At 71.6% G+C, this 18,579-nt stretch carries 18 protein-coding genes; 8 read left to right on the top strand and 10 right to left on the bottom strand.

The window, feature by feature from the left end; all coding sequences use genetic code 11:
• Window positions 1-319: 319 nt before the first annotated feature.
• The 5 genes from V1457_RS12405 (at window position 320) to V1457_RS12385 (ending at window position 6,045) form a co-directional block, all read left to right on the top strand.
• The gene (locus tag V1457_RS12405) at window positions 320-1,315 is read left to right on the top strand and encodes a chitinase (RefSeq protein WP_295146388.1); all 996 of its coding nucleotides are present in this window, start codon (window positions 320-322) and stop codon (window positions 1,313-1,315) included.
• 453 nt (window positions 1,316-1,768) lie between these two features.
• Window positions 1,769-4,729 carry a nitrate- and nitrite sensing domain-containing protein gene (locus tag V1457_RS12400; RefSeq protein ID WP_338603674.1) on the top strand — a complete coding sequence of 987 codons (2,961 nt, stop codon included), beginning with the start codon at window positions 1,769-1,771 and terminating at the stop codon, window positions 4,727-4,729.
• A 10-nt stretch (window positions 4,730-4,739) separates the two neighbouring features.
• Complete coding sequence (locus tag V1457_RS12395; RefSeq protein WP_200073329.1) at window positions 4,740-5,159, top strand: roadblock/LC7 domain-containing protein; 420 nt, start codon at window positions 4,740-4,742, stop codon at window positions 5,157-5,159.
• A complete protein-coding gene (locus V1457_RS12390) occupies window positions 5,156-5,632 on the top strand; it encodes a DUF742 domain-containing protein (RefSeq protein WP_338603670.1) in 477 nt (158 codons plus the stop codon). The genes V1457_RS12395 and V1457_RS12390 overlap by 4 nt, the downstream gene beginning before the upstream one ends.
• Window positions 5,633-5,754: 122 nt before the next feature.
• Window positions 5,755-6,045: an MGMT family protein gene (locus V1457_RS12385; protein ID WP_200073327.1), complete on the top strand. Its 291-nt coding sequence runs from the start codon at window positions 5,755-5,757 to the stop codon at window positions 6,043-6,045.
• 72 nt (window positions 6,046-6,117) lie between these two features.
• Here V1457_RS12385 and V1457_RS12380 read toward each other — a convergent pair whose 3' ends face one another.
• The 5 genes from V1457_RS12380 to V1457_RS12360 all read right to left on the bottom strand — a co-directional run bounded on the left by V1457_RS12380 (window position 6,118) and on the right by V1457_RS12360 (window position 11,661).
• Window positions 6,118-6,951: a uroporphyrinogen-III synthase gene (locus V1457_RS12380; RefSeq protein WP_338603667.1), complete on the bottom strand. Its 834-nt coding sequence runs from the start codon at window positions 6,949-6,951 to the stop codon at window positions 6,118-6,120.
• Between the two features lie 62 nt (window positions 6,952-7,013).
• Entirely contained in the window at window positions 7,014-7,811 is a 798-nt protein-coding gene (locus tag V1457_RS12375) for a TIGR02569 family protein (protein WP_200073325.1), read from the bottom strand.
• Between the two features lie 217 nt (window positions 7,812-8,028).
• Window positions 8,029-9,210 carry an adenylyltransferase/sulfurtransferase MoeZ gene (moeZ, locus tag V1457_RS12370; protein WP_200073324.1) on the bottom strand — a complete coding sequence of 394 codons (1,182 nt, stop codon included), beginning with the start codon at window positions 9,208-9,210 and terminating at the stop codon, window positions 8,029-8,031.
• A gap of 259 nt (window positions 9,211-9,469) precedes the next feature.
• Window positions 9,470-10,420, bottom strand: coding sequence for a DUF3152 domain-containing protein (locus V1457_RS12365; protein WP_233628406.1), 951 nt, complete (start codon window positions 10,418-10,420; stop codon window positions 9,470-9,472).
• A 230-nt stretch (window positions 10,421-10,650) separates the two neighbouring features.
• Window positions 10,651-11,661 carry an alpha/beta fold hydrolase gene (locus V1457_RS12360; protein WP_200073322.1) on the bottom strand — a complete coding sequence of 337 codons (1,011 nt, stop codon included), beginning with the start codon at window positions 11,659-11,661 and terminating at the stop codon, window positions 10,651-10,653.
• A 127-nt stretch (window positions 11,662-11,788) separates the two neighbouring features.
• On the opposite strand from V1457_RS12360, the gene V1457_RS12355 reads away from it, so the two are divergent.
• Window positions 11,789-12,409: a TetR/AcrR family transcriptional regulator gene (locus V1457_RS12355; RefSeq protein ID WP_200073321.1), complete on the top strand. Its 621-nt coding sequence runs from the start codon at window positions 11,789-11,791 to the stop codon at window positions 12,407-12,409.
• Here the strand turns inward: V1457_RS12355 and V1457_RS12350 are convergent, their stop codons facing one another.
• The 3 genes from V1457_RS12350 to V1457_RS12340 all read right to left on the bottom strand — a co-directional run bounded on the left by V1457_RS12350 (window position 12,410) and on the right by V1457_RS12340 (window position 16,001).
• Window positions 12,410-13,819: an APC family permease gene (locus V1457_RS12350; protein ID WP_200073320.1), complete on the bottom strand. Its 1,410-nt coding sequence runs from the start codon at window positions 13,817-13,819 to the stop codon at window positions 12,410-12,412.
• Between the two features lie 269 nt (window positions 13,820-14,088).
• Window positions 14,089-14,997, bottom strand: coding sequence for an alpha/beta hydrolase (locus V1457_RS12345; RefSeq protein ID WP_338603658.1), 909 nt, complete (start codon window positions 14,995-14,997; stop codon window positions 14,089-14,091).
• A 104-nt stretch (window positions 14,998-15,101) separates the two neighbouring features.
• Window positions 15,102-16,001, bottom strand: a complete 900-nt coding sequence (locus V1457_RS12340) for a diiron oxygenase (protein WP_200073318.1) — start codon at window positions 15,999-16,001, stop codon at window positions 15,102-15,104.
• A gap of 98 nt (window positions 16,002-16,099) precedes the next feature.
• Between V1457_RS12340 and V1457_RS12335 the strand changes: the two genes are divergently transcribed.
• Window positions 16,100-16,861 (top strand): TetR/AcrR family transcriptional regulator, encoded by a 762-nt coding sequence (locus V1457_RS12335; RefSeq protein ID WP_200073317.1) that lies wholly within the window; start codon window positions 16,100-16,102, stop codon window positions 16,859-16,861.
• Between the two features lie 14 nt (window positions 16,862-16,875).
• Entirely contained in the window at window positions 16,876-17,226 is a 351-nt protein-coding gene (locus tag V1457_RS12330; protein ID WP_200073316.1) for a DUF4873 domain-containing protein, read from the top strand.
• A 66-nt stretch (window positions 17,227-17,292) separates the two neighbouring features.
• Here the strand turns inward: V1457_RS12330 and V1457_RS12325 are convergent, their stop codons facing one another.
• The gene (locus tag V1457_RS12325) at window positions 17,293-17,520 is read right to left on the bottom strand and encodes a DUF3107 domain-containing protein (protein ID WP_200073315.1); all 228 of its coding nucleotides are present in this window, start codon (window positions 17,518-17,520) and stop codon (window positions 17,293-17,295) included.
• A 157-nt stretch (window positions 17,521-17,677) separates the two neighbouring features.
• Entirely contained in the window at window positions 17,678-18,433 is a 756-nt protein-coding gene (locus V1457_RS12320) for a ferritin-like fold-containing protein (protein ID WP_200073314.1), read from the bottom strand.
• Between the last annotated feature and the right edge of the window lie 146 nt (window positions 18,434-18,579).

Raw genomic sequence — 18,579 nt, 5'->3', positions numbered from 1 at the left:
GCTTCGCAGGAGACGATTTCGGGGCGGTCACGGCCCGATGGAACCACGAGCCACCGACACCGATCACCCGACCCGCGGCGCCGCCCGGGAAAAAGGGCAATTTCCCATTGTGCCGCGGATCACTTCCGCGTTTTCCGATGTGGACCGAACAATTCGCTGGCCAGGTCCGATACAGGCCGGGAAAGAGGTGGCGCATCGACCGGCCGATGGGAGCAGATCCCTCTTACTTTTGGTGGTACGAACCAATTTCGGATTCTGCGAAGGTGCGCGGTGCCACGGACCCCGCCGTGGCCGACGATCTCTCCCCGAAGGAGGACCAGTGGGCAAGCTCGGCAAGCACCTGCTCACCCTGGCAGGCACCGGTGTCGCCGTCACCTGCGCCGCGGCGCTGAGCGCGGGCCCCGCGCTGAGCGCGCAGCAGGCCCCGGCACCGGCGGCGGAAAGCCCGGTCGCCGCCTCGCCGTACCTCTACAACGGCTGGGGCTCCCCGCCGTCACCGTCCGAGGTGCAAAAGGCCAGCGGCATCAAGGACTTCACGCTCGGGTTCATCCTTTCCGACGGCGGCTGCAACCCGGCATGGGACGGCACCAGGCCGCTGGACGGCCAGGACAAGGCCACCGTCGAGGAGATCCGCGCGGGCGGCGGTGACGTCATCCCGTCGATCGGCGGCTGGAGCGGCAACAAGCTCGGCGAGGCGTGCACCGACGCGCAGTCGCTGGCCGGGGCCTACCAGAAGGTGATCGACGCCTACGGCCTCAAGGCCATCGACATCGACATCGAATCCACCGAGGTGGAAAACCCCGAGTCGCGAAACCGCGTGATCGAGGCGCTGAAGATCACCAAGGAGGCCAACCCCGGGCTCAAGACCGTCGTCACCTTCGGCACCACCACGACCGGCCCGAACGAGAACGGCAAGGCGATGATCGCCAAGGCCGCGGAGATCGGCGCGGAGATCGACGTGTGGACGCAGATGCCGTTCGACTTCAACGGCAGCGACATGGCCCAGGACACGATCACCACCACCGACGCGCTCAAGGACCTGCTCAAGCAGTCGTTCGGCTACGACGACGCCGCCGCCTACGCGCACGCGGGCATCTCGTCGATGAACGGCAACACCGACCAGCAGGGCGAGCACGTGGACGTGGCGGCGTTCCAGAAGATGGCCGACTACGCCAAGCAGAACGGGCTCGGCCGGTTCACCTTCTGGTCGGTCAACCGGGACCGGCCGTGCACCGGCGGCGGAGCCGACAGCTGCGGCGGCGCCGAGCAGCAGCCGTGGGAGTTCTCCGGAATCGTGGCCGGTTTCGCCGGCTGAACGACGCCGGACGGACCGCGAGCCGCGCGCCGCGGTCCGTCCGGAACCCACTGCCGTTCCCGCGCTCAGCACGAAGCCCCCCGGCGCATCCCCGAACTTCCAGCGGTATTTCCAGGTCCGGGCCCCGCATTCGTCGATTCCACGTGCCGATCACCGGTCGACGACAGCGCGATCCCGGAGCCGTTGCGCCGACCGGAGCAGCACGCGTTCCCGCGGACAAGCAGTTGATCTTCGTGTGCTAACCTCGCGAAGGTTTCGTGCGGACAACGGCGGATGGGGGCATGGCGGAAAACCCGGCGTTCGAGCAACCGGCGTTCGATCACCCGGCAGCACCAGTTCCGTTCGCCGCACCCCGCGAACCCGTGTCGCGGCCCGCGCCCGCGTTCCGCGCCGCCGAGACCCCGCGTCGCACGTCGCCGCGGGCACCGGCACCGCGAACACGGGTGGGACGTAGTGCAGAAGTTGGACGACTGGCGCAAAGGCCGCCGCAGCCTCCGCGACCGGCTCTACGGCGTGGTGCTGATCCCCGGCATCGCGCTGCTGGTGCTGTGGTCGATCGTCAGCGGCCTGACCCTCTACGACGGTTTCCACCTGCGCGGCATCGCCTCCGGTGTGCGGGACGTGTCGCTGCCCGCGATGCGGGTGCTGGCTTCCGCGCAGAAGGAACGCACCCTCAGCTCGCTGGAGCTCACCGCCCGCGGCTCCACCGGTGAACGCCTTGCGCGGCAACGGGAAACGACCGATCGCGCGCTGGCGAAGATGCGGGCCACCGCGGATCCGGCGGCGGCCCCCGCGGGCGTGCGCGAGCGGATGCGCGCGCTCGACGGCGTGATCCGCGAGCTGCCCGCGGTGCGCGCGCAGGTCGACGGCGGGCAGACCGACCGGGCACGGGTCCACGCCTACTACGACGGGTTCCTCGACACCGGCTCCGCCCTGTTCGAAGCGCAGGCGCGGTTGTTCCCGGACGCGGCGGTCTCCCGCAGCGGAATGCGGGCCAGCGAGCTGTTCACCGCCGCGGACCGGATGGCGCGAGCTGCGTCGCTGGCCTCCGACGGTCTCCGCGCGGACCTGTTCACCGAGCCCGACCACCTGGCGTTCGCGCAGTTCACCGGGTCCTACCACCTGGAGTTGGAGAGCGCGGCCCGGAACTTGGCACCGGCGCAGGCCGGCCACTACGCCGACATCCTCGCGACGCCGCACTTCCGGCACCTGGTGGATCTGGAGAACCGGATCGTCGCGCGCGGCGCGTGGACGCCCGCGGGCAGCGGCGAGGACGCCACCCCGCCCGAGATCGACGTGGCGGACTGGCTGACCACCAGCGATCTGGTCGCCGACGACCTCAGCTCGCTGGCTTCCGCGCAGGCCCAGCGCACCGCCGCGGACGGGTTGGCCGCGGGCGACCGCAGGCTCGGCCAGGTGGCGGTGGGCAGCGTCGCCGCGCTGGTCGTCATGCTGCTGGCGACCTTGGTGGCGCTGCGGGTCTCGCGCAGCCTTTCCCGGCGGTTGAACGGCCTGCGGGACGACGCGCTGGTGCTCGCCGACGGGCAGCTGCCGGAGATCGTGGCCCGGCTGCGCCGCGGCGAGCGGGTGGACATCGCCCACGAGGTCGCGCGGCTGGATTACGGCCGCGACGAGATCGGGCAGGTCGCCGAGGCGTTCAACACCGCTCAGCGCACCGCGGTCGGCGCGGCGGTGCGGGAATCGCAGGCGCGCGAAGGCGTGCACACCGTGTTCCTCGGCATCGCCGGGCGCAGCCAAGCGCTCGTGCACCGGATGCTGACCATGATCGACCGGCTGGAGCGGGAGGAGACCGATCCGGACCGGATGACGCTGCTGTTCGGCCTGGACCACCTGGCCACCCGCGCCCGGCGCAACGCGGAGAACCTGATCATCCTCGGCGGCGGGCAGCCCGGCCGCCGCTGGTCCCGGCCGATCGAGCTGGCCGACGTGCTGCGCAGCGCGGTCGCCGAGACCAAGCACTACGCGCGGGTGCACGTGCAGAAACCGCCGGAGCTGGCGCTGCACGGCGATTCGGTCGCCGACACCGTGCACCTGCTGGCCGAGCTGCTGGACAACGCGACCGCGTTCTCCCCGCCGGATTCGCGGGTCGGCGTGCGCACGCACACCTCGGCGCACGGTGTGGTCGCCGAGGTCGAGGACCGCGGGCTCGGCATGTCCGACGAGGACCGGGACGCGGCGAACGCGATGCTCGCCGACCCGCCGGAGTTCGACGCGATGGCGCTGCGCTCGGACAGCAGGCTCGGGCTGTTCGTCGTCGCTCGGCTCGCCGCCCGGCACGGCATCGCGGTGGAGCTGCGGACTTCCGCGTACGGCGGTGTGCGAGCGGTCGTGCTGCTGCCGTCGAAGCTGATCGTGGAGCCGGTGGAGCAGGAACCCGGCGAGGTGCGCACGGCGCAGCTTCCGCGGGTGCGCGCGGAGAACGCGCCGCTGGAACCCGTCGAGGCCGGTCCTGCCGCGCTGGAGCCACCGGAGGGTCCGGTCGCGCCCGGCGACCCTGCCGCCGACGACGGCACCGCTTCCGGCGACGAATTCGCCTGGCCCGCCGAACCGGGTTCGACGCAGCTCCAGGCCGCCGAGACTCCGGCCGAAGCGCCGGAAAAACCGGTCGAAGAAGCACAACCTTTTTCACCAGCCACCGACAGTGTCGAAAACCGGTTCCGCACGGGCTCGGACATCAGCAGTTCATCCGACGTCACGCCTTCGGAGGACGACTACCCGGCAACGCAGAGCTACCGTGCGGACGGTGAGGAACCGAGCGGTTCCGGAGCGCCGGGGCACGCGGAACCGGCTTCCGGCGGCGACGAGGACTCCGGGATCAACAAGGACGCCGGGATCAACGAGGATCCCGGGATCACCGAGGACACCGGGCTCGAAGCGGCATGGCCGACCGAGGACCCCACCGAAGGCACCGCCACCGGGGACGCCGCCGCGGATGATGCGCCGCGCGTTCCGCCGGAGTCCCCGGAGGAGACCACCGACGAATCGTTCGCCTGGCCGCTGGAGGAGGACGCGAGCGGCACCGGCGAGGCGATCACCGACCCGACCGGCCACGCCCCGGTCGGCCGGGACGAGCCGAGCAGCACCGACCGAACCGACGACACCGCGCGGCCCGAGGAGCAGGACCGGCCGGTCCCCCTGCCCCGACGCCGCAAGCAGGCCAACATCGCCCCCGAACTGGTCCGCGACCATCCCACCGAGGACGACCGGGAACGCAGCGACGCCCCGGACCGTTCCGCGGAGGAGGTGTGGACGTTGATGTCGGCCATCCAGCGCGGCACCGACCGCGGCCGCCGAGCCGATCCGCGCGGTCCGGACGCCGACGCCGAGAGCCACCGCAACGATCCCGGCAGCAACGATCCGGGTAGCAACGACCCCGGCAGCAACGACGATTGAGGGAGAGCCTGTGCAGAACACGAGCGCGCCGACCGAGCTGGGCCGGCTGCTCGACGACCTCGTCGGAAGTGTCGCGGGCACGCGGCACGCGGTCGTGCTGTCCACGGACGGCCTGGTCGTGGAAGCCTCCCCGGAACTATCCGATGTGGACGCCGAAGCGCTGTCCGCGACGGCTTCCGCGCTGCACGGCCTGGCCCGCGGTACCGGCACTCGGTTCAGCGGCGGCTCGATCCGGCAGACCGTGGTCGAGATGGACCACGCCTTCCTGTTCGTCACCGCCGCGAACGCCGGTACCTGCGTGGCGGTGCTCGGCGACGAGCACGCCGACGTCGGGCGGATCGCCTACGAGATCAACCTGTTCGTGCAGCGGGCGGGCGCGGCCATCGCGTCCGCGCCCCGCTCCCGCCTCGACCCGGCGGCGGCGTCATGATCACGCGGCAGTGCACGACGGGCGGCTGGCGGGACAGCGCCGCCGGACCGCTGGTGCGGCCGTACGCGATGACGCGGGGCCGCACTCGTGCGGACGAGATCGAGCTGCACCGGACGACGCTGGTCGTGGCGACCGGCGACCCGCCGCGCACGGCCGGTCCGACGCCGCGGCACGCGGCTGAGCCGGTCCCGTCGGACGCGGCCGATCCCACCCCGGACGCGGCGGATTCGGCCCCACCGCACGCGGCCGATTCGGCAGAGTGGAGCGCGGATCACGAGCGGATCCTGCGGCTGTGCCGCAAGCCAGCTTCGATCGGCGATCTCGCGGCCGCGCTGGAGGTGCCGGTGATGGTCGCGACGGTGCTGGTGGCGGATCTGCTGCACAGCGGCGAACTCGCGGTTCCGCTCGCGCCGACGCGCGAGCCGGACCAGGCGCTGCTGCAAGCCGTCCTGGACGGCATCCGGCGGCTTTGAACGGTTGATCACGGTGCTCCGCGGGCAGCCGCGCGAAGCGGCCTGCTGGCGTCGGAGAACCACCGCCTCGGCAACCGCGGGTTCCACGACACGGCCGGTCCGCGGGCTGGGAAACTGCCCGCGTGAACGAGGAAACGCTCGAAACGGTGCGCGCCGTGGTCGCTTCGATCCCGCCCGGCTCGGTGCTGGCCTACGGCGACGTCGCCGAGCTCGCCGGGCTGCGCTCGGCCCGCCTGGTGGGCCGGATCCTCGCCGAGGACGGCGCCGACCTGCCATGGCACCGGGTGCTGCGCTCGAACGGAACCCCGGCCGATCACCTGCGTCAGGAGCAGCTGACCCGGCTGCGGGCCGAGGGCGTGCTGGCCGACGGAGCGCGGATCGACATGCGCCGGTACCGCTGGGGAGCCGACTGACCTGCCCGGCTGGAGCCGGCTCGCGCAGGTTGCGACTCCGCCTGGTCCGGTCCGCCTGCCCGGCCGGATCGCTCAGCGGCGGCGATCCGGAAGTTCGTCGGCGATCAGCCGCACCAGCGCGGCCGTGCGCGCCCGCTCCGGCGTCGAGCAGGGCAGTCCGGCGCGGGTGATCGGTGCCGCGGTCACCTGCCCCACGCAGGCGATGAACACCTTCTCCCGCAAGGCGGTCAACAACCGTTCACCGCGTCCGGTCCGCTCCGCCCGCATCAGGAAGTTCGTCGCTGCGGGCGCGCTGGTGAACGGCAGCGCGTCGATCTCTCCGGCGATCACCGCGTCGATCAGCGCGTCCAGCGCGGGCAGGTCGGCCGGGTCCTCCCAGCGGTACACCACGATCGGCAGCACTTCGGCGCCCGCAGCGCGCAGCTTCTCCCGGAATTCGCTCATCGGATCGCCGTGCAGCTGCACGACCACGCGCTTGCCCTCGACACCGCGGAGCAGCAGGTGCTCCAGCGTCTCCGGCATCTCCTCGGACGGCGCGGTCCACGATTCCCGCAGCCCGGCACCGCGGATCGCGCCGCTGGCCTTGGCACCGCGGGCGAGCAGTTCCGCCTCGCCCAAGTGCTGCTTGAGACGTTCGCCCATACCGCGCCGCTCGGCGGCCTCCAGCCAGCCGCGGAATCCCGAGCCGGTCACCGCGACCACGTAGTGCACGGGCTCGGCCAGCACGGCATCGGTGGCCGCGATCAGCTCGCCGTCGTCCGGTGCGGGAACCGTGTGCATCGCGGCCCCGTAGCGCACCGCCGCGCCGCGCCGCTGCAGCAACGAACCCAGTTCGGCGGCCTTGCGCTCGGCGGTGATCCCCACGGTGAACCCGTGCAGCGGACGTTCCTCGGAGCTCGCTTCCATCGCCCCATCCTCACACCCCGCTGGACCGATCAGCCCACCCGCACCTACCGGGAATCCGGGTGTCAGAGGACTTCGAGGACCATCTGGGACGCGTGTTCCAGCCCCGCCAGCGACTGCGTCGTGGAACGCGGGTGCAGCGCGTGCACCGCGAGCCGGAACAGCAGCGCGCGCAGCAGCGCCTGCGGCCAATCCGTCAGGTGCGACCAGCGCTCCACGATCGCCGCATCCGATCCGCCCCAGGACAACGCATCGATCACCGCGACCGCGGCGGCCCACTCGGCGGGTCGCCAGAACGGCGTGAAGTCGATGACGCCGGGCGGAGCGTTGCCCGCGAACAGCACGTTGCCGAACAGGTCGCCGTGCACCACCTGCGGTCGCAGCTGCGTCTTCCGCCTCGACGCCGCAAGCACGTCGTAGAGCCGGCCGCCCTTGTCCAGCGGCAGCGGGTAGTCCTCCTCGCCCCACGACATCCGGTCCGCCAGCGAGTAGATGTCCTGCCGCGCGTCCAGGAACCTCGGCCGGGTCAGCACGTTGCTGGCGGTGTGCAGCCGCAGCGACGCGGCCACGACCTCGTCGTGCCGCGGCTCCGGGCGCCCGGCGATGTCCCGGCTGGCCGACCAGCCGGACACCACCCAGCGGCCGTCGGTGGATCGCACCGGGCGACCGACCCGCACCTCTTCCGGTTCCAGCAGGTCCAGGGTCTGCGCCGTCCACGCCGCCTCGGCGGTGTTCGCCGCGGGTTTGAGCACGACCTCGCCGCAACGCCAGGCGACGGCGCCGTCGACGAGTTCGGCGTCCTCGCCGCGGGCACCGAACGCCGCGCGCACGTGCGTCGGGGGCGGCTCCGGTGTTGCAGTCACGGCGCAGACGCTACCTCCCGCGTCCCCCGATCGGCGGGCGACGCTCCGGGAGCGTGATCAGGTCGATGACCAACGGCCCGGCACGCGAACGGCCCGGCACCACGTTGGGCGCCGGGCCGTCGCGGACGGGATTCCGTTCGGCCGAGCGGCAGCACCGCTGCTCGCTCCGACCCTTCGGCGGCACCGGGCAACCGGCACCGCTTCCGAAAACCCTCGATCAGTAGGTCGGCAGGCTCTGGTCCACCTCGTTGGCCCAGCCGAGCACGCCGCCGCCGACGTGCACCGCGTCCGAGAAACCTGCCTTGTGCAGCGCCGAGAGCGCCTCCGCGGAACGCCCGCCGGACTTGCAGTGCAACACGATCTGCTTGTCCTGCGGCAGTTCGGACAGCGCCTCGCCGGAGAGGATGCGGTCCTTCGGGATCAGCGTCGAGCCGTCGATCTTGACGATCTCGTACTCGTGCGGCTCCCGGACGTCGACCAACTGGAACTCGTCACCGCGGTCGAACTTGTCCTTGAGCTCGCGCGGGGTGATCGTGCTGTTCACCGCCGCCTGCTGCGCGTCGTCCGAGACCACGCCGCAGAACGCCTCGTAGTCGATCAGCTCGTTGATCGGCTCCGCGTTCGGGTCCTTGCGGATCTTGACGGTGCGGTAGCTCATCTCCAGCCCGTCGTAGATCATCAGGCGGCCCAGCAGGCTCTCGCCGATGCCGGTGATGAGCTTGATCGCCTCGGTGCTCATGACCGAGCCGATGGACGCGCACAGCACGCCGAGCACGCCGCCTTCGGCGCAGGACGGCACCATCCCGGGCGGCGGCGGCTCCGGGTACAGGTCGCGGTAGTTCGGGCCGTACTTGTCCCAGAACACGCTGACCTGGCCCTCGAACCGGAAGATCGAACCCCACACGTAGGGCTTGCCGGACAGCACCGCCGCGTCGTTGACCAGGTACCGGGTGGCGAAGTTGTCGGTGCCGTCCAGGATCAGGTCGTAGTCGGCGAAGATGTCCAGCGCGTTGTCCGAGGACAGGTGCACCTGGTGCAGGTTCACCTGGACGAACGGGTTGATCTCGGCGATCGAGTCGCGCGCCGACTCCGCCTTCGGCCGCCCCAGGTCGGACTGGCCGTGGATCACCTGGCGGTGCAGGTTCGACTCGTCGACGTGGTCGAACTCCACGATGCCGATGGTGCCGACCCCGGCCGCGGCCAGGTACAGCATCGCCGGGCTGCCGAGCCCGCCTGCTCCGATGATCAGGACCCGCGCGTTCTTCAGCCGCTTCTGCCCGGCCATCCCGACGTCCGGGATGATCAGGTGGCGGCTGTAGCGGGCGACCTCTTCCTTGGTCAGCTCCGCGGCCGGTTCCACCAGCGGCGGTAGCGTTGCCTGGGCTGCATCGCCGGACATTCCCAGCTCCTCCTCAGTGTTCTCACCTCGCCGCGGCGCCGCTTTCGCGCGCGCCGGGCGAGCGTTCGCGCCGCGGTCGGGCACGCCGACCCGCTCGGCCGGCTCGTTTTCGGTCGGCGAGTTCATTGCTCGGCCAGGTCGTCGAGCGGGCCGGGCCGATCCGTCGCGAAAGGTGCAACGCGAGTCCGGCCGGTGCTCTTCCCGGCTCCCGGAACACTCCCAGAATCCGAGAGGGCGCAGACCGCCGGAGCGGCCGAAATCACGGTCCGGGCGGCCCGCCCACCGGGAACGGCCAGGCGTTGGGCTTGCAGACGAAGCCGTTCGCGGGGATCTCGGTGCCCTGCGGCACCGCTTTGTTCAGCTCGCGCAGCTCGTTGTTCGAGGTGCTGAAGGTCTGCTGCATCATCACCGGCGCCAGCCCGCCCTGCTGCCCGCACGGCACGTGCCCGTTGCCGAAGACGTGGCCGACCTCGTGGTTGATCGCATAGCGGCGGTACGTGCCGATGTCGCCCTCGAACGCCACCGCGCCCCGGACCCACCGCGCGGCGTTGATGTAGACGCGGTCGCCGATGCGGCAGGAAGTGTCGAACGGCAGGCCGTTGCCGTAGCCGCAGATCTCCCGCGCGGTGTTCTGGCTCACCAGCGTGACCCGGAAGTCCGGCGAGCTCGCGCCGTCCACCCGCTCCAGCGCGACTCCCCCGTTCTGTCCGCCGCTTTCCGAGCTCCCGGCCTCCGGGTGGGTCCAGCTCCGCGGGTCGGCCAAGGTCTGCTGGGTGAGCTGGGCGAAGGTGTCGTTGCCCTCGGCCAGCCGGACGCCGACCTCCGCTTCGACGGTGTAGCGGTAGAGCTCGCCGGAGCCGACGCGCGGCGCGGTTCCGGGCAGCACCTCGTAGGTGCGGCCGCCGATCTCCGGTACCGGCGCACCGGGCGGCAGCTCCGCGGAGAACATGTTCGGGTCGTAGGTCTGCCCGGGCGGCGCTTCGGTGACCACCGGCGCCTCCGCAACGTTCGGCGCCTGCGCTCGGGAGCCGTCGGCGGGCCCGGCGCCCGGGTCGGCGACCTGGAACACCGCGAGGGCGGTGATCACGATCAGCAGCGGTACCGCGTAAATGCGCCAGCCCTGGAACGACCACCGCCGGTTCCGCGTGCGGCGCGCGGGCGCGTCGTCGGCTTCGTCCTCGAGGCCGTCGAAGTCGTCGGATTCCGGCAACGGCCGCCACGACGCGGCGAGCGGCTCGTCTCTTCCGGGCGCGTCCGTTCCCGGTGCGCGCTGCGGACTCTCGGCGTCCCGCGACGCTCCCGAGCGTCCTGCGGCACTGTTTCGTGGTCGTCTCGGGCGCGGCACGGCTCCAGCGTCCCACAAGGACGCGATCCCCGATCGAGACCATGGCCTGCGGTGTCCGGTACGCCCGCAAAGATCACCCGATTCGGGATCGGCGGTCACCAACGGTGCGCATCGATCTCGTCGAGCATCCCGAGCACCGCCTTGGCGAGCACCCGCGGACGCTCCATCTGCGCCACATGGCCGGTTCGCGGCAGCACCAGCAGCCGCCCGCGCGGCAGGTCCCGCGCGGTCCGCGGCGCCTTGCGGATGCCGAGCACCCGGTCCTCGCGGCCCCACACCACCAGGCTCGGCGCCGAAACCTGCGGCAGCAGCAGCCACGGGGAACGCCACGGCGGCAGCAGCCAGGTGCGCATCAGCTCGGTCGTGGTGCGCCCGAGCGCGACCTCCGCCCACGCGAGTCCGGCGCGCTCCCGGAACTCCTCGACCGCGACCTCGATGTGGCTCGGCGGCACGGCCTCCGGCTCGGCGAAGCACAGCCGCAGCAACTGCCGCGTCCGCTCGTGCGCGGGCATGGCGGCCAGCTTGCGGCGCACCACCGGGCCGAGCAGCGGCAACCGGGTCAGCGGCAGCCGCGGGTCGGACATCCGCCGCGGGTCCGGCCGCAGGTCCGGCACGGCCGGGGACACCAAGGTCAGCGACGCGACCAGGTCCGGCCTGCGGACCGCGACCAGCACCGCGACCGCACCGCCGAAGGAGTTGCCCAGCAGGTGCACCGCACCGGCGCCGAGCTCTTCCAGCAGCCGGATCACGACGTGCGCGTGCTGCTCACCGGTGTAGTCGAACCAGCCGGGCGGTTCGGAGCGGCCGAAGCCGGGCAGGTCGACCGCGATGCCGCGCAACCGCACCGACAGCAGCTCGGCCAGGTCCGTCCAGTTCGTCGCCGACCCGGCCAGCCCGTGCAGGTACACCGCGGTCTCGGCGCGGGAAGGCGACCCGGCGGTTTCGCGCAGATGAACCGTGACCGGTCCGTGCCGGGTGGACAGTCGCACCCGGCGGCCGGGTGCGAGCGCTCCGGACAGCTCGCCGTCCGTCCCGGGCCGCATCGGCACCCTGGTCAGCTCCGGTCGCGGGGTCGCCGCCCGATCGCGCTGTGTTCCGGCACGCATGAACCCAGCATGGCCCCGTGCGGGGATTGGCCGCCGGATGAGGTCGAAGGCATCCTTTACCGGCGAGTAAAGTTGTGCTTCGCGAATCGGAGACCCCGATCAGGCCGCAGAAGGGGTGGAGGCAGGCATGACGGAGACCGCGCAGCCGAGTCGAGGAGTCCGGCTGCCCCGGGACGCACGCCGGGCGCAACTGCTCACGGCTGCTCAGCACGTGTTCGTCACCAACGGCTATCACGCGGCGGCGATGGACGACATCGCCGAGCACGCGGGTGTCAGCAAGCCGGTCCTCTACCAGCACTTCCCCGGCAAGCTGGAGCTGTACCTGGCGCTGGTCGAAACGCACGGCGGCGAACTGGTGCGCCGGGTGCGGGAATCGATCGAGTCCAATCCGGACAACAAGCACCGGGTGCGGGCCGCGGTTGGCGCGCTGTTCGAGTTCGTCGACGCCGAGGGGCAGGCGTTCCGGCTGGTCTTCGAGTCCGACCTGCGCGGCGAACCGGCGGTTGACCGCGCCGTGGACGGCGCGCTTTCGGCATGCGTGGACGCGGTGGCCGAGGCCGTCACCGCGGACGCGGGGCTGGAACCGGAACGGGCGCGGCTGCTGGCGTTCGGCCTGGTGGGGCTCAGCCAGGTCACGGCCCGCTACTGGCTGGACGAGACGAGCTCGGTGCAGCGCGACGAGGCGATCGGGCTGATCTCCACGCTGGCGTGGAAGGGCCTGGCGGGCTTCCCGCTGCAGAACCCCTGATCAGGTGCGGCCGGTGGCGGCGCGCAGCTGGTGCTCCGCTTCCGGCCCCGCGGCGATCCGCGGCATCCGCACGAAGAACACGAGTCCGAGCAGCGCCCAGAAAACCAGGACGATCCATTCGTAGGGCCACACCAGCCCGCTGGGCATCCCCGGCAGGAACAGCACGGCCAGCCCGAAGCTGAGCGCGGCGGCCAGCCCGCCGACGGTCCGCCCGCCGCGCACCCGGAACGGCCGCGGCATGTCCGGTTCCCGGTGGCGCAGCGCCAGGAAACCGGCCGCGACGGCCAGGTAGGCGAGGATGATCGCGAAGCTGCCCGAGTTCAGCAGCCAGGTCAGCGCCTGCTCCCCGAACAGCGGCGCGAACAGCGACAGGGCGCCGATGAACAGCACGGCGTTGCCCGGGGTGCGGAACCGGGGGTGCAGCCTGCCGAACCACTGCGGCAGCATCCCGGAGTTCGCCATCGCGTAGAGCAGCCTGCTCGCTCCGATCAGGAAACCGTTCCAGCTGCTGAGGATTCCCGCGATGCCGCCGAGCACCAGGACGTTGCCCATCGTGCGGCTGTGCCACAACTGCGTCATCGCGTCGCCCACGGCCAGTTCGGAGTTCCCCAGCGCGGAAGCGGGCAGCGCGGTACCCGCGGTGAGCACGACCAGCACGTACCAGGCGGTCGCCAGTCCGACCGAGATCACCAGCAGCTTGCCGATCTGCTGCACCGGCAGCTTGATCTCCGCGGCGGACTGCGGGATGACGTCGAACCCGACCATCAGGAACGGCACCGCCACCAGCACGCTGAAGACCCCGCCGAGCCCTCCCGAGACCAGCGGCCGCAGGTTCCCGGTCTCCCCGCCGACGGCCGCGCCGAGCAGCAGCGTCGCCCCGACCGCGAGCAGGAACAGCACGGTGATGCTCTGGAACACCGCCGCGGGCCGCACCCCGACGTAGTTGAGCAACGTCATGATCACCGCACCGCCGATGCCGACGGCGACCCAGACGGCGAACACGTCGTCCCCGGCCACCGACCACAGCTTCCCGGTCAGCACGCCGGGGAAGATGTACTGCACGCTCTGCGGCAACGCCACGGCCTCGAAGGCGACGACCGAGACGTAACCGAGCACCAAGGTCCACGACGTCACGAACCCGGCGCGGCCGCCGAGCCCGCGCAGCACGTAGTTGTGCGCACCGCCGGCGGCAGGCATGGCGGAGACCAGTTCGGCGTAGGTGAGGCCGACCAGCCCGATCACCGCGCCGCCGGCGAGGAACGCCACCGCGGCGCCGAGCGGCCCGGCGGTGGCGACGAAATCCCCGGTTTTGACGACCCACCCGAAGCCGATCATGGCGCCGAACGCGACGGCGAGCACGTCGGCCCTTCCCAGCACGCGGGTGAACGACTGGTCCTCGTTGCTGCTCAAATCCGCTCCCCTGCCGACGGTGGTGCGGGGATTCTTGTTGCGACGGCAGCACCGGCGCGAGCCGCCGTTCAGCCCTGCGGCACTACGCCGAACAGAGCAGCAACTCTCTCAGGTGCGTCGTGCGCACGAAAAGCTCCGAGTGAACGGACCGCCGGTCCCAATGGATTGGGCCGAGAGTCCGTTCACTCGGAAACTGCGGCGGCGAACGGACCGCTGGGGCGGTGCGACGGGCTGACGGTTCGATCACGTCTTGGCGGTGCGTCCTCTGCTCAGGAGCGGGTGGCGGTGTCGAGGAGCTCGGTGATCCGGTCGGCGACCTCGTCGGTGCGCTCCAGCGGCAGCATGTGGCCCGCACCGGCGTAGAGCAGCAGCTCCGCGTCCGGCAACGCGTCGGCGATCCGCCGGGCGTGCGGCAGCGGGCAGAGCCGGTCGGCCAGGCCCGCCAGCACTACCACTGGGATGTTGCGCAGCGCCGCGAGCGCGTGCGTGCGCTCGTGCTCGGCGAGCGAGGCGCGGAACGCGGCCATGTTCGCGGGATTGCAGTCGGCCACCCAGCGTGCGGTGGCGGCGATGTCGCGCCGCTGCGGCCGCGAGCCGAACAGCAGCCACCGCATCCCCGGCCGCAGCGGCGCCGGGTACTTGCTCACCCGCTTTCCGCGCGCTTCGGCCAATTGCGCCCGCACCAGCAGCTCGCCGCGGTGCACGGTCCGGGCCACCGGGCGGGGCAGCCCGAGCGGCGGCGCGACCAGGTCGCCGCTGGAGGTGGCGACCAACGCCGCCGCGGCCACCCGCTCGGCGAACAGCTCGGGGTGGCGCTCGGCCAGCGCCATGATCGTCATGCCGCCCATGGAGTGCCCGGCCAGCACGACCGGGCCGGTCGGCACCCGCTCGGCGATGAGTTCTGCGAGGTCGTCGGCGCACCGCGCGACGGAGGCCGCCCCGGCGGGCGCCGCGTCGGAGTCGCCGTGCCCGCGCAGGTCGTACCGCAGCACGCGGACTTCCGAGGCCGTGGTGACCGCGGGCACGACCCGGTCCCAGATCTCCGAGCTGAGCGTCCAGCCGTGCACCAGCACGAGGGTGATCGGGGCGTCGGGCGCGCCTTCTTCCCGCAGGCGCAGCTTCGTCCCGTCACCCGCGGTGAAGTACTTCTCGACGGCGGGGCCGATGGTGGTGGTCATCGCGTTCCTGTTCGGCTAGGGCGGTTCCGGCCGCCGCCGGGCGCGGCGGCGGCCGGATCGGGGCTGCACGGCCGCGGGTCGATGGCGCGGCCGCCGGGACGGGATCAGCGGATCAGGTGCGCCCGCTTCCACCAGCTCATTCCGGGCTTTCCGACCAGCCCGGCCTCGCCCAGGAAGCTCATGATCTTCTCCCCGCCCCAGTGCAGCGTCTCCTGGAAGTGCGGGTTCGCCCACGCGGCGGCGTGCCCGTCGCGCGGGCGGATCCCGACGGACTTGTAGACCCGCGGGTTGATCAGGCTGAAGCAGACCGCGTAGGAGACGAACGCCGTCATGTACTGGTGGTAGGCCCGCTCGGCGGCGTTGCACTCGGCCATCCGCCTGGTGACCTCTTCGCGGGCGAAGGTGACGTGCCGGGCCTCCTCCAGCACGTGGATCCGGTTGACCATGCGCACCAGCGGTTGCACCTGCTCGTCGTACATCTGGTCGCGCTGGAAGCGGTCCAGGACCTCCTCGGCGACCAGGATCGAAGCGAACGCGGACGGCCCCTTCAGCAGGGCGGGCAGGATGCGGCCGCCCTGGCGCAGCAGCGGCACCGGCCCGTAGGCGGGCGCGCCGATGCGGTCCACCGCCTTGGCGAACATCGTGGAGTGCCTGCACTCGTCGGCGACTTCGGTCAGCGCGTACTGGGCGTGGCTGGTGCGCGGATCGGAGTTGTAGAACTCCTTGAGCAGCATCTGCATCAGCAGCACCTCGAACCAGAGGCCGTTCGAGGCGATGCTGGCGAACTCGTGCTTGGTCAGTTCGACGCGCTGCTGCTCGTCGAGCCGATCCCACAGGTGCGTGCCGTAGAGGCTGCAGCGCTTGAACGGGATGTACGGCGCGTCCTCGGCCAGGGGCGCGTCCCAGTCGATGTCCACGTCGGGGTCGTAGCTGTTCTTCGCCGACGACTTCAGCAGCCGGGCAGCGGTCTTCTCCCGGTCGTTGACCTGCAAGGTCCTGGTCATGGAAGTGCTCCTGTTCCGGTCGCGGGGTCTGCCGGTCGCGGTCGGTCGCCGCCCCGCGGCGTTGCATGTTACTTCGAGTAACAGCTAACTTGGGTAGCGTGAGCCAACGCACCCGGCCTGTCAAGGCCGCCTCCGAAGAGCCCGACCGCGGCGACGCCCGCCGCGAGCGCTGGCGCGAACACCGCCAGGCCCGGCGCGCCGAGTTCGTCGAGGCCACCGTCCGCGCCATCGCCGAGCACGGCGCCGAAGTCGGCATGGACGACATCGCCGCCACGGCCGGGGTCAGCAAACCCGTGCTGTACCGGCACTTCCACGACAAGAGCGACCTGTACCTGGCCGTCGGGCAGTGGGGCACCGAGCTGCTGATGCGCCGCCTCACGCCCGAACTCGCCAGGGACGGCAGCCCGAACCAGCGGATCCGGCGGCTGATCAGCACCTACCTCGGCGTGATCGAGCAGTACCCGGACCTGTACCGGTTCGTCGTGCGGCGCACCTTCGCCGACAAGCCGGTGCGCGACGACCCGGTCCTCGCGGAGAAGACCGAGATCGCCAATTCGCTCTCGCGGCTGCTCGGGCAGTACATGCGCGCGCTCGGGCTGGACTCCGGCGGCGTGGAGGCGTGGAGCCACGGGCTGGTCGGCATGGTGCAGGCCAGCGGTGACTGGTGGCTCGAACGGCAGTCGATGAGCCGGGAGGACCTCACCGGCTACCTGTCGCGGATCATCTGGCACGCCATCGACGGCGTGCTGCGCTCCGGCGGGATCGTGATCGACCCGGACGAGCCGCTGGAGCTGGTGGAGCTGGACACCCAGCTGCACCTGGTCGAGGACGAGGACGACGACCGCAACACCGGAAGTTGAGATCAGGAGCAGCCGTGACCGAGCTTACCGAGCCCGCCCAGCAGCGAACCGACCAGCAGCAGGCCGACCACGACGACGAGGACTACCGGGGCGCTGCGGTGATCTTCACCGCGGAGCGCGAGGTGGCGGTGGAAGTGGTGCTGCGCGGGCACTTCCAGCCCATCGACGGCCGCTTCCACTGGTACGGCCGACTGTCCGCGGACGAGGGCGTCACCGAGCTCGCGGGCGGGCGCAAGACGGACGTGGTGCTGCGGACCAGGCAAGGCCAGGCGGTGGGCACGCTGTCCGACCCGGACCCGTGGAACCGGTTCCGGATCTCGGGGCTCGGCAAGCCCCCGTTCGAGATCCCGGATTCGGCGGACTGAACCGCCTGGGCGCAACGAGCCCGAAAAGCACCGTGCCCCCACTCGCGAGTGGGGGCACGGTCTTGCTCACTGGACGCCGAAACCGACCCGCTGCGACTCGGCGGGACCGATCTCGACGTAGGCCAGCTTGGCCGACGGCACCAGGTAGCGGCGCCCCTTCTGATCGGCCAGCGCCAGCACCCCGTCGGACGTCTTCAGCGCGTCGGCGACCAGCGACTCGACCTCGGCCTGGGACTGACCGCTGGCGACGGTGAGCTCGCGCGGGCTGTCCACGACGCCGATCTTGACCTCCACGCTTGACCTCCGTAGCTCGCTGCTGATGGTTACGCCACGAAAGGCTATCCCAGGCCCGCCCGACCGGGCCTGCACCCGGGGCGAACAGGCGTTACGCCCGGCGAGCGAGCGCTCTACACCGACCGCGTACGGCAGAACCAGCTCGAAGACAGGCACTTCAGCCCAGGCCGAGGCGGGACATTCGTTTGGTGTGGTTGTTCTGCAACCGGCGGAACAGCGTGGCGATACCGGTGAGGTCGCCGGAGCCGGTGATGATCAACTCGGCCAGCGCGTCCCGCTCGGCGACCACCCGCTGCGCCTGCGTGACCGCCTCGCCCAGCAGCCTCCTGCCCCACAAGGTCAGCTTGTCCCGCAGCGAGCGGTCGTGCTCGCAGGCGGCCAGCACCTCCCGCTCGGCGAACGCGGAATGCCCGGTGTCGGCGAGCACGGTCAGCACCAGCTCGCGGGTGGACGGGTCCAGCCACTCCGCGACCTCGCGGTAGAAGTCCGCAGCGAGCCCGTCGCCGACGTACGCCTTGACCAGCGACTCCAGCCAGGAGTGCGGAGCGGTGGAGGCGTTGAACTCGTCGAACGGTTCGACGAACGGGCGCATCACCTCGGCGGTCACCACACCGCGGCGCGCCAGCGTCTCGTCCAGCATCCGGTAGTGCCCGATCTCGGCCGCGGCCATGCTGGCCAGCGCCGCCCGCCCGGACAGCGTGGGCGCCGTGCGGGCGTCTTCGGCCAGCCGGTCGAACGCGGACAGCTCGCCGTAGGCGAGGGCGGCCAGCAGGTCGACGACCCCCTCGGAGTACTTGGGTTCGGCCGGGTCGGCGTCGGAATCGGTCTCCGCGGCGGAGGCGTCGGCCGCGTCCGCGGCGGACACGTCGGCCGCATTCGCGGTGGAGGCGTCGGCCGAGCGGGGATCAGTCATACCCCGAAGCCTAAGCGCTCGTCGCCACCGGATGTGGATCGGTGGCGCGGCGCCGAGCGGGCCCGACCGCGCGCGTCGGCCCGCCGGACGTGGTGGCCACCGGCACGTTGCCAACCGGGAACGCGGTGGTACCAGGTATCCTGGCG

Source organism: Saccharopolyspora sp. SCSIO 74807 (genome assembly GCF_037023755.1).
Classification (GTDB): domain Bacteria; phylum Actinomycetota; class Actinomycetes; order Mycobacteriales; family Pseudonocardiaceae; genus Saccharopolyspora_C; species Saccharopolyspora_C galaxeae.
This window is presented reverse-complemented; position numbering and strand designations above follow the sequence as displayed.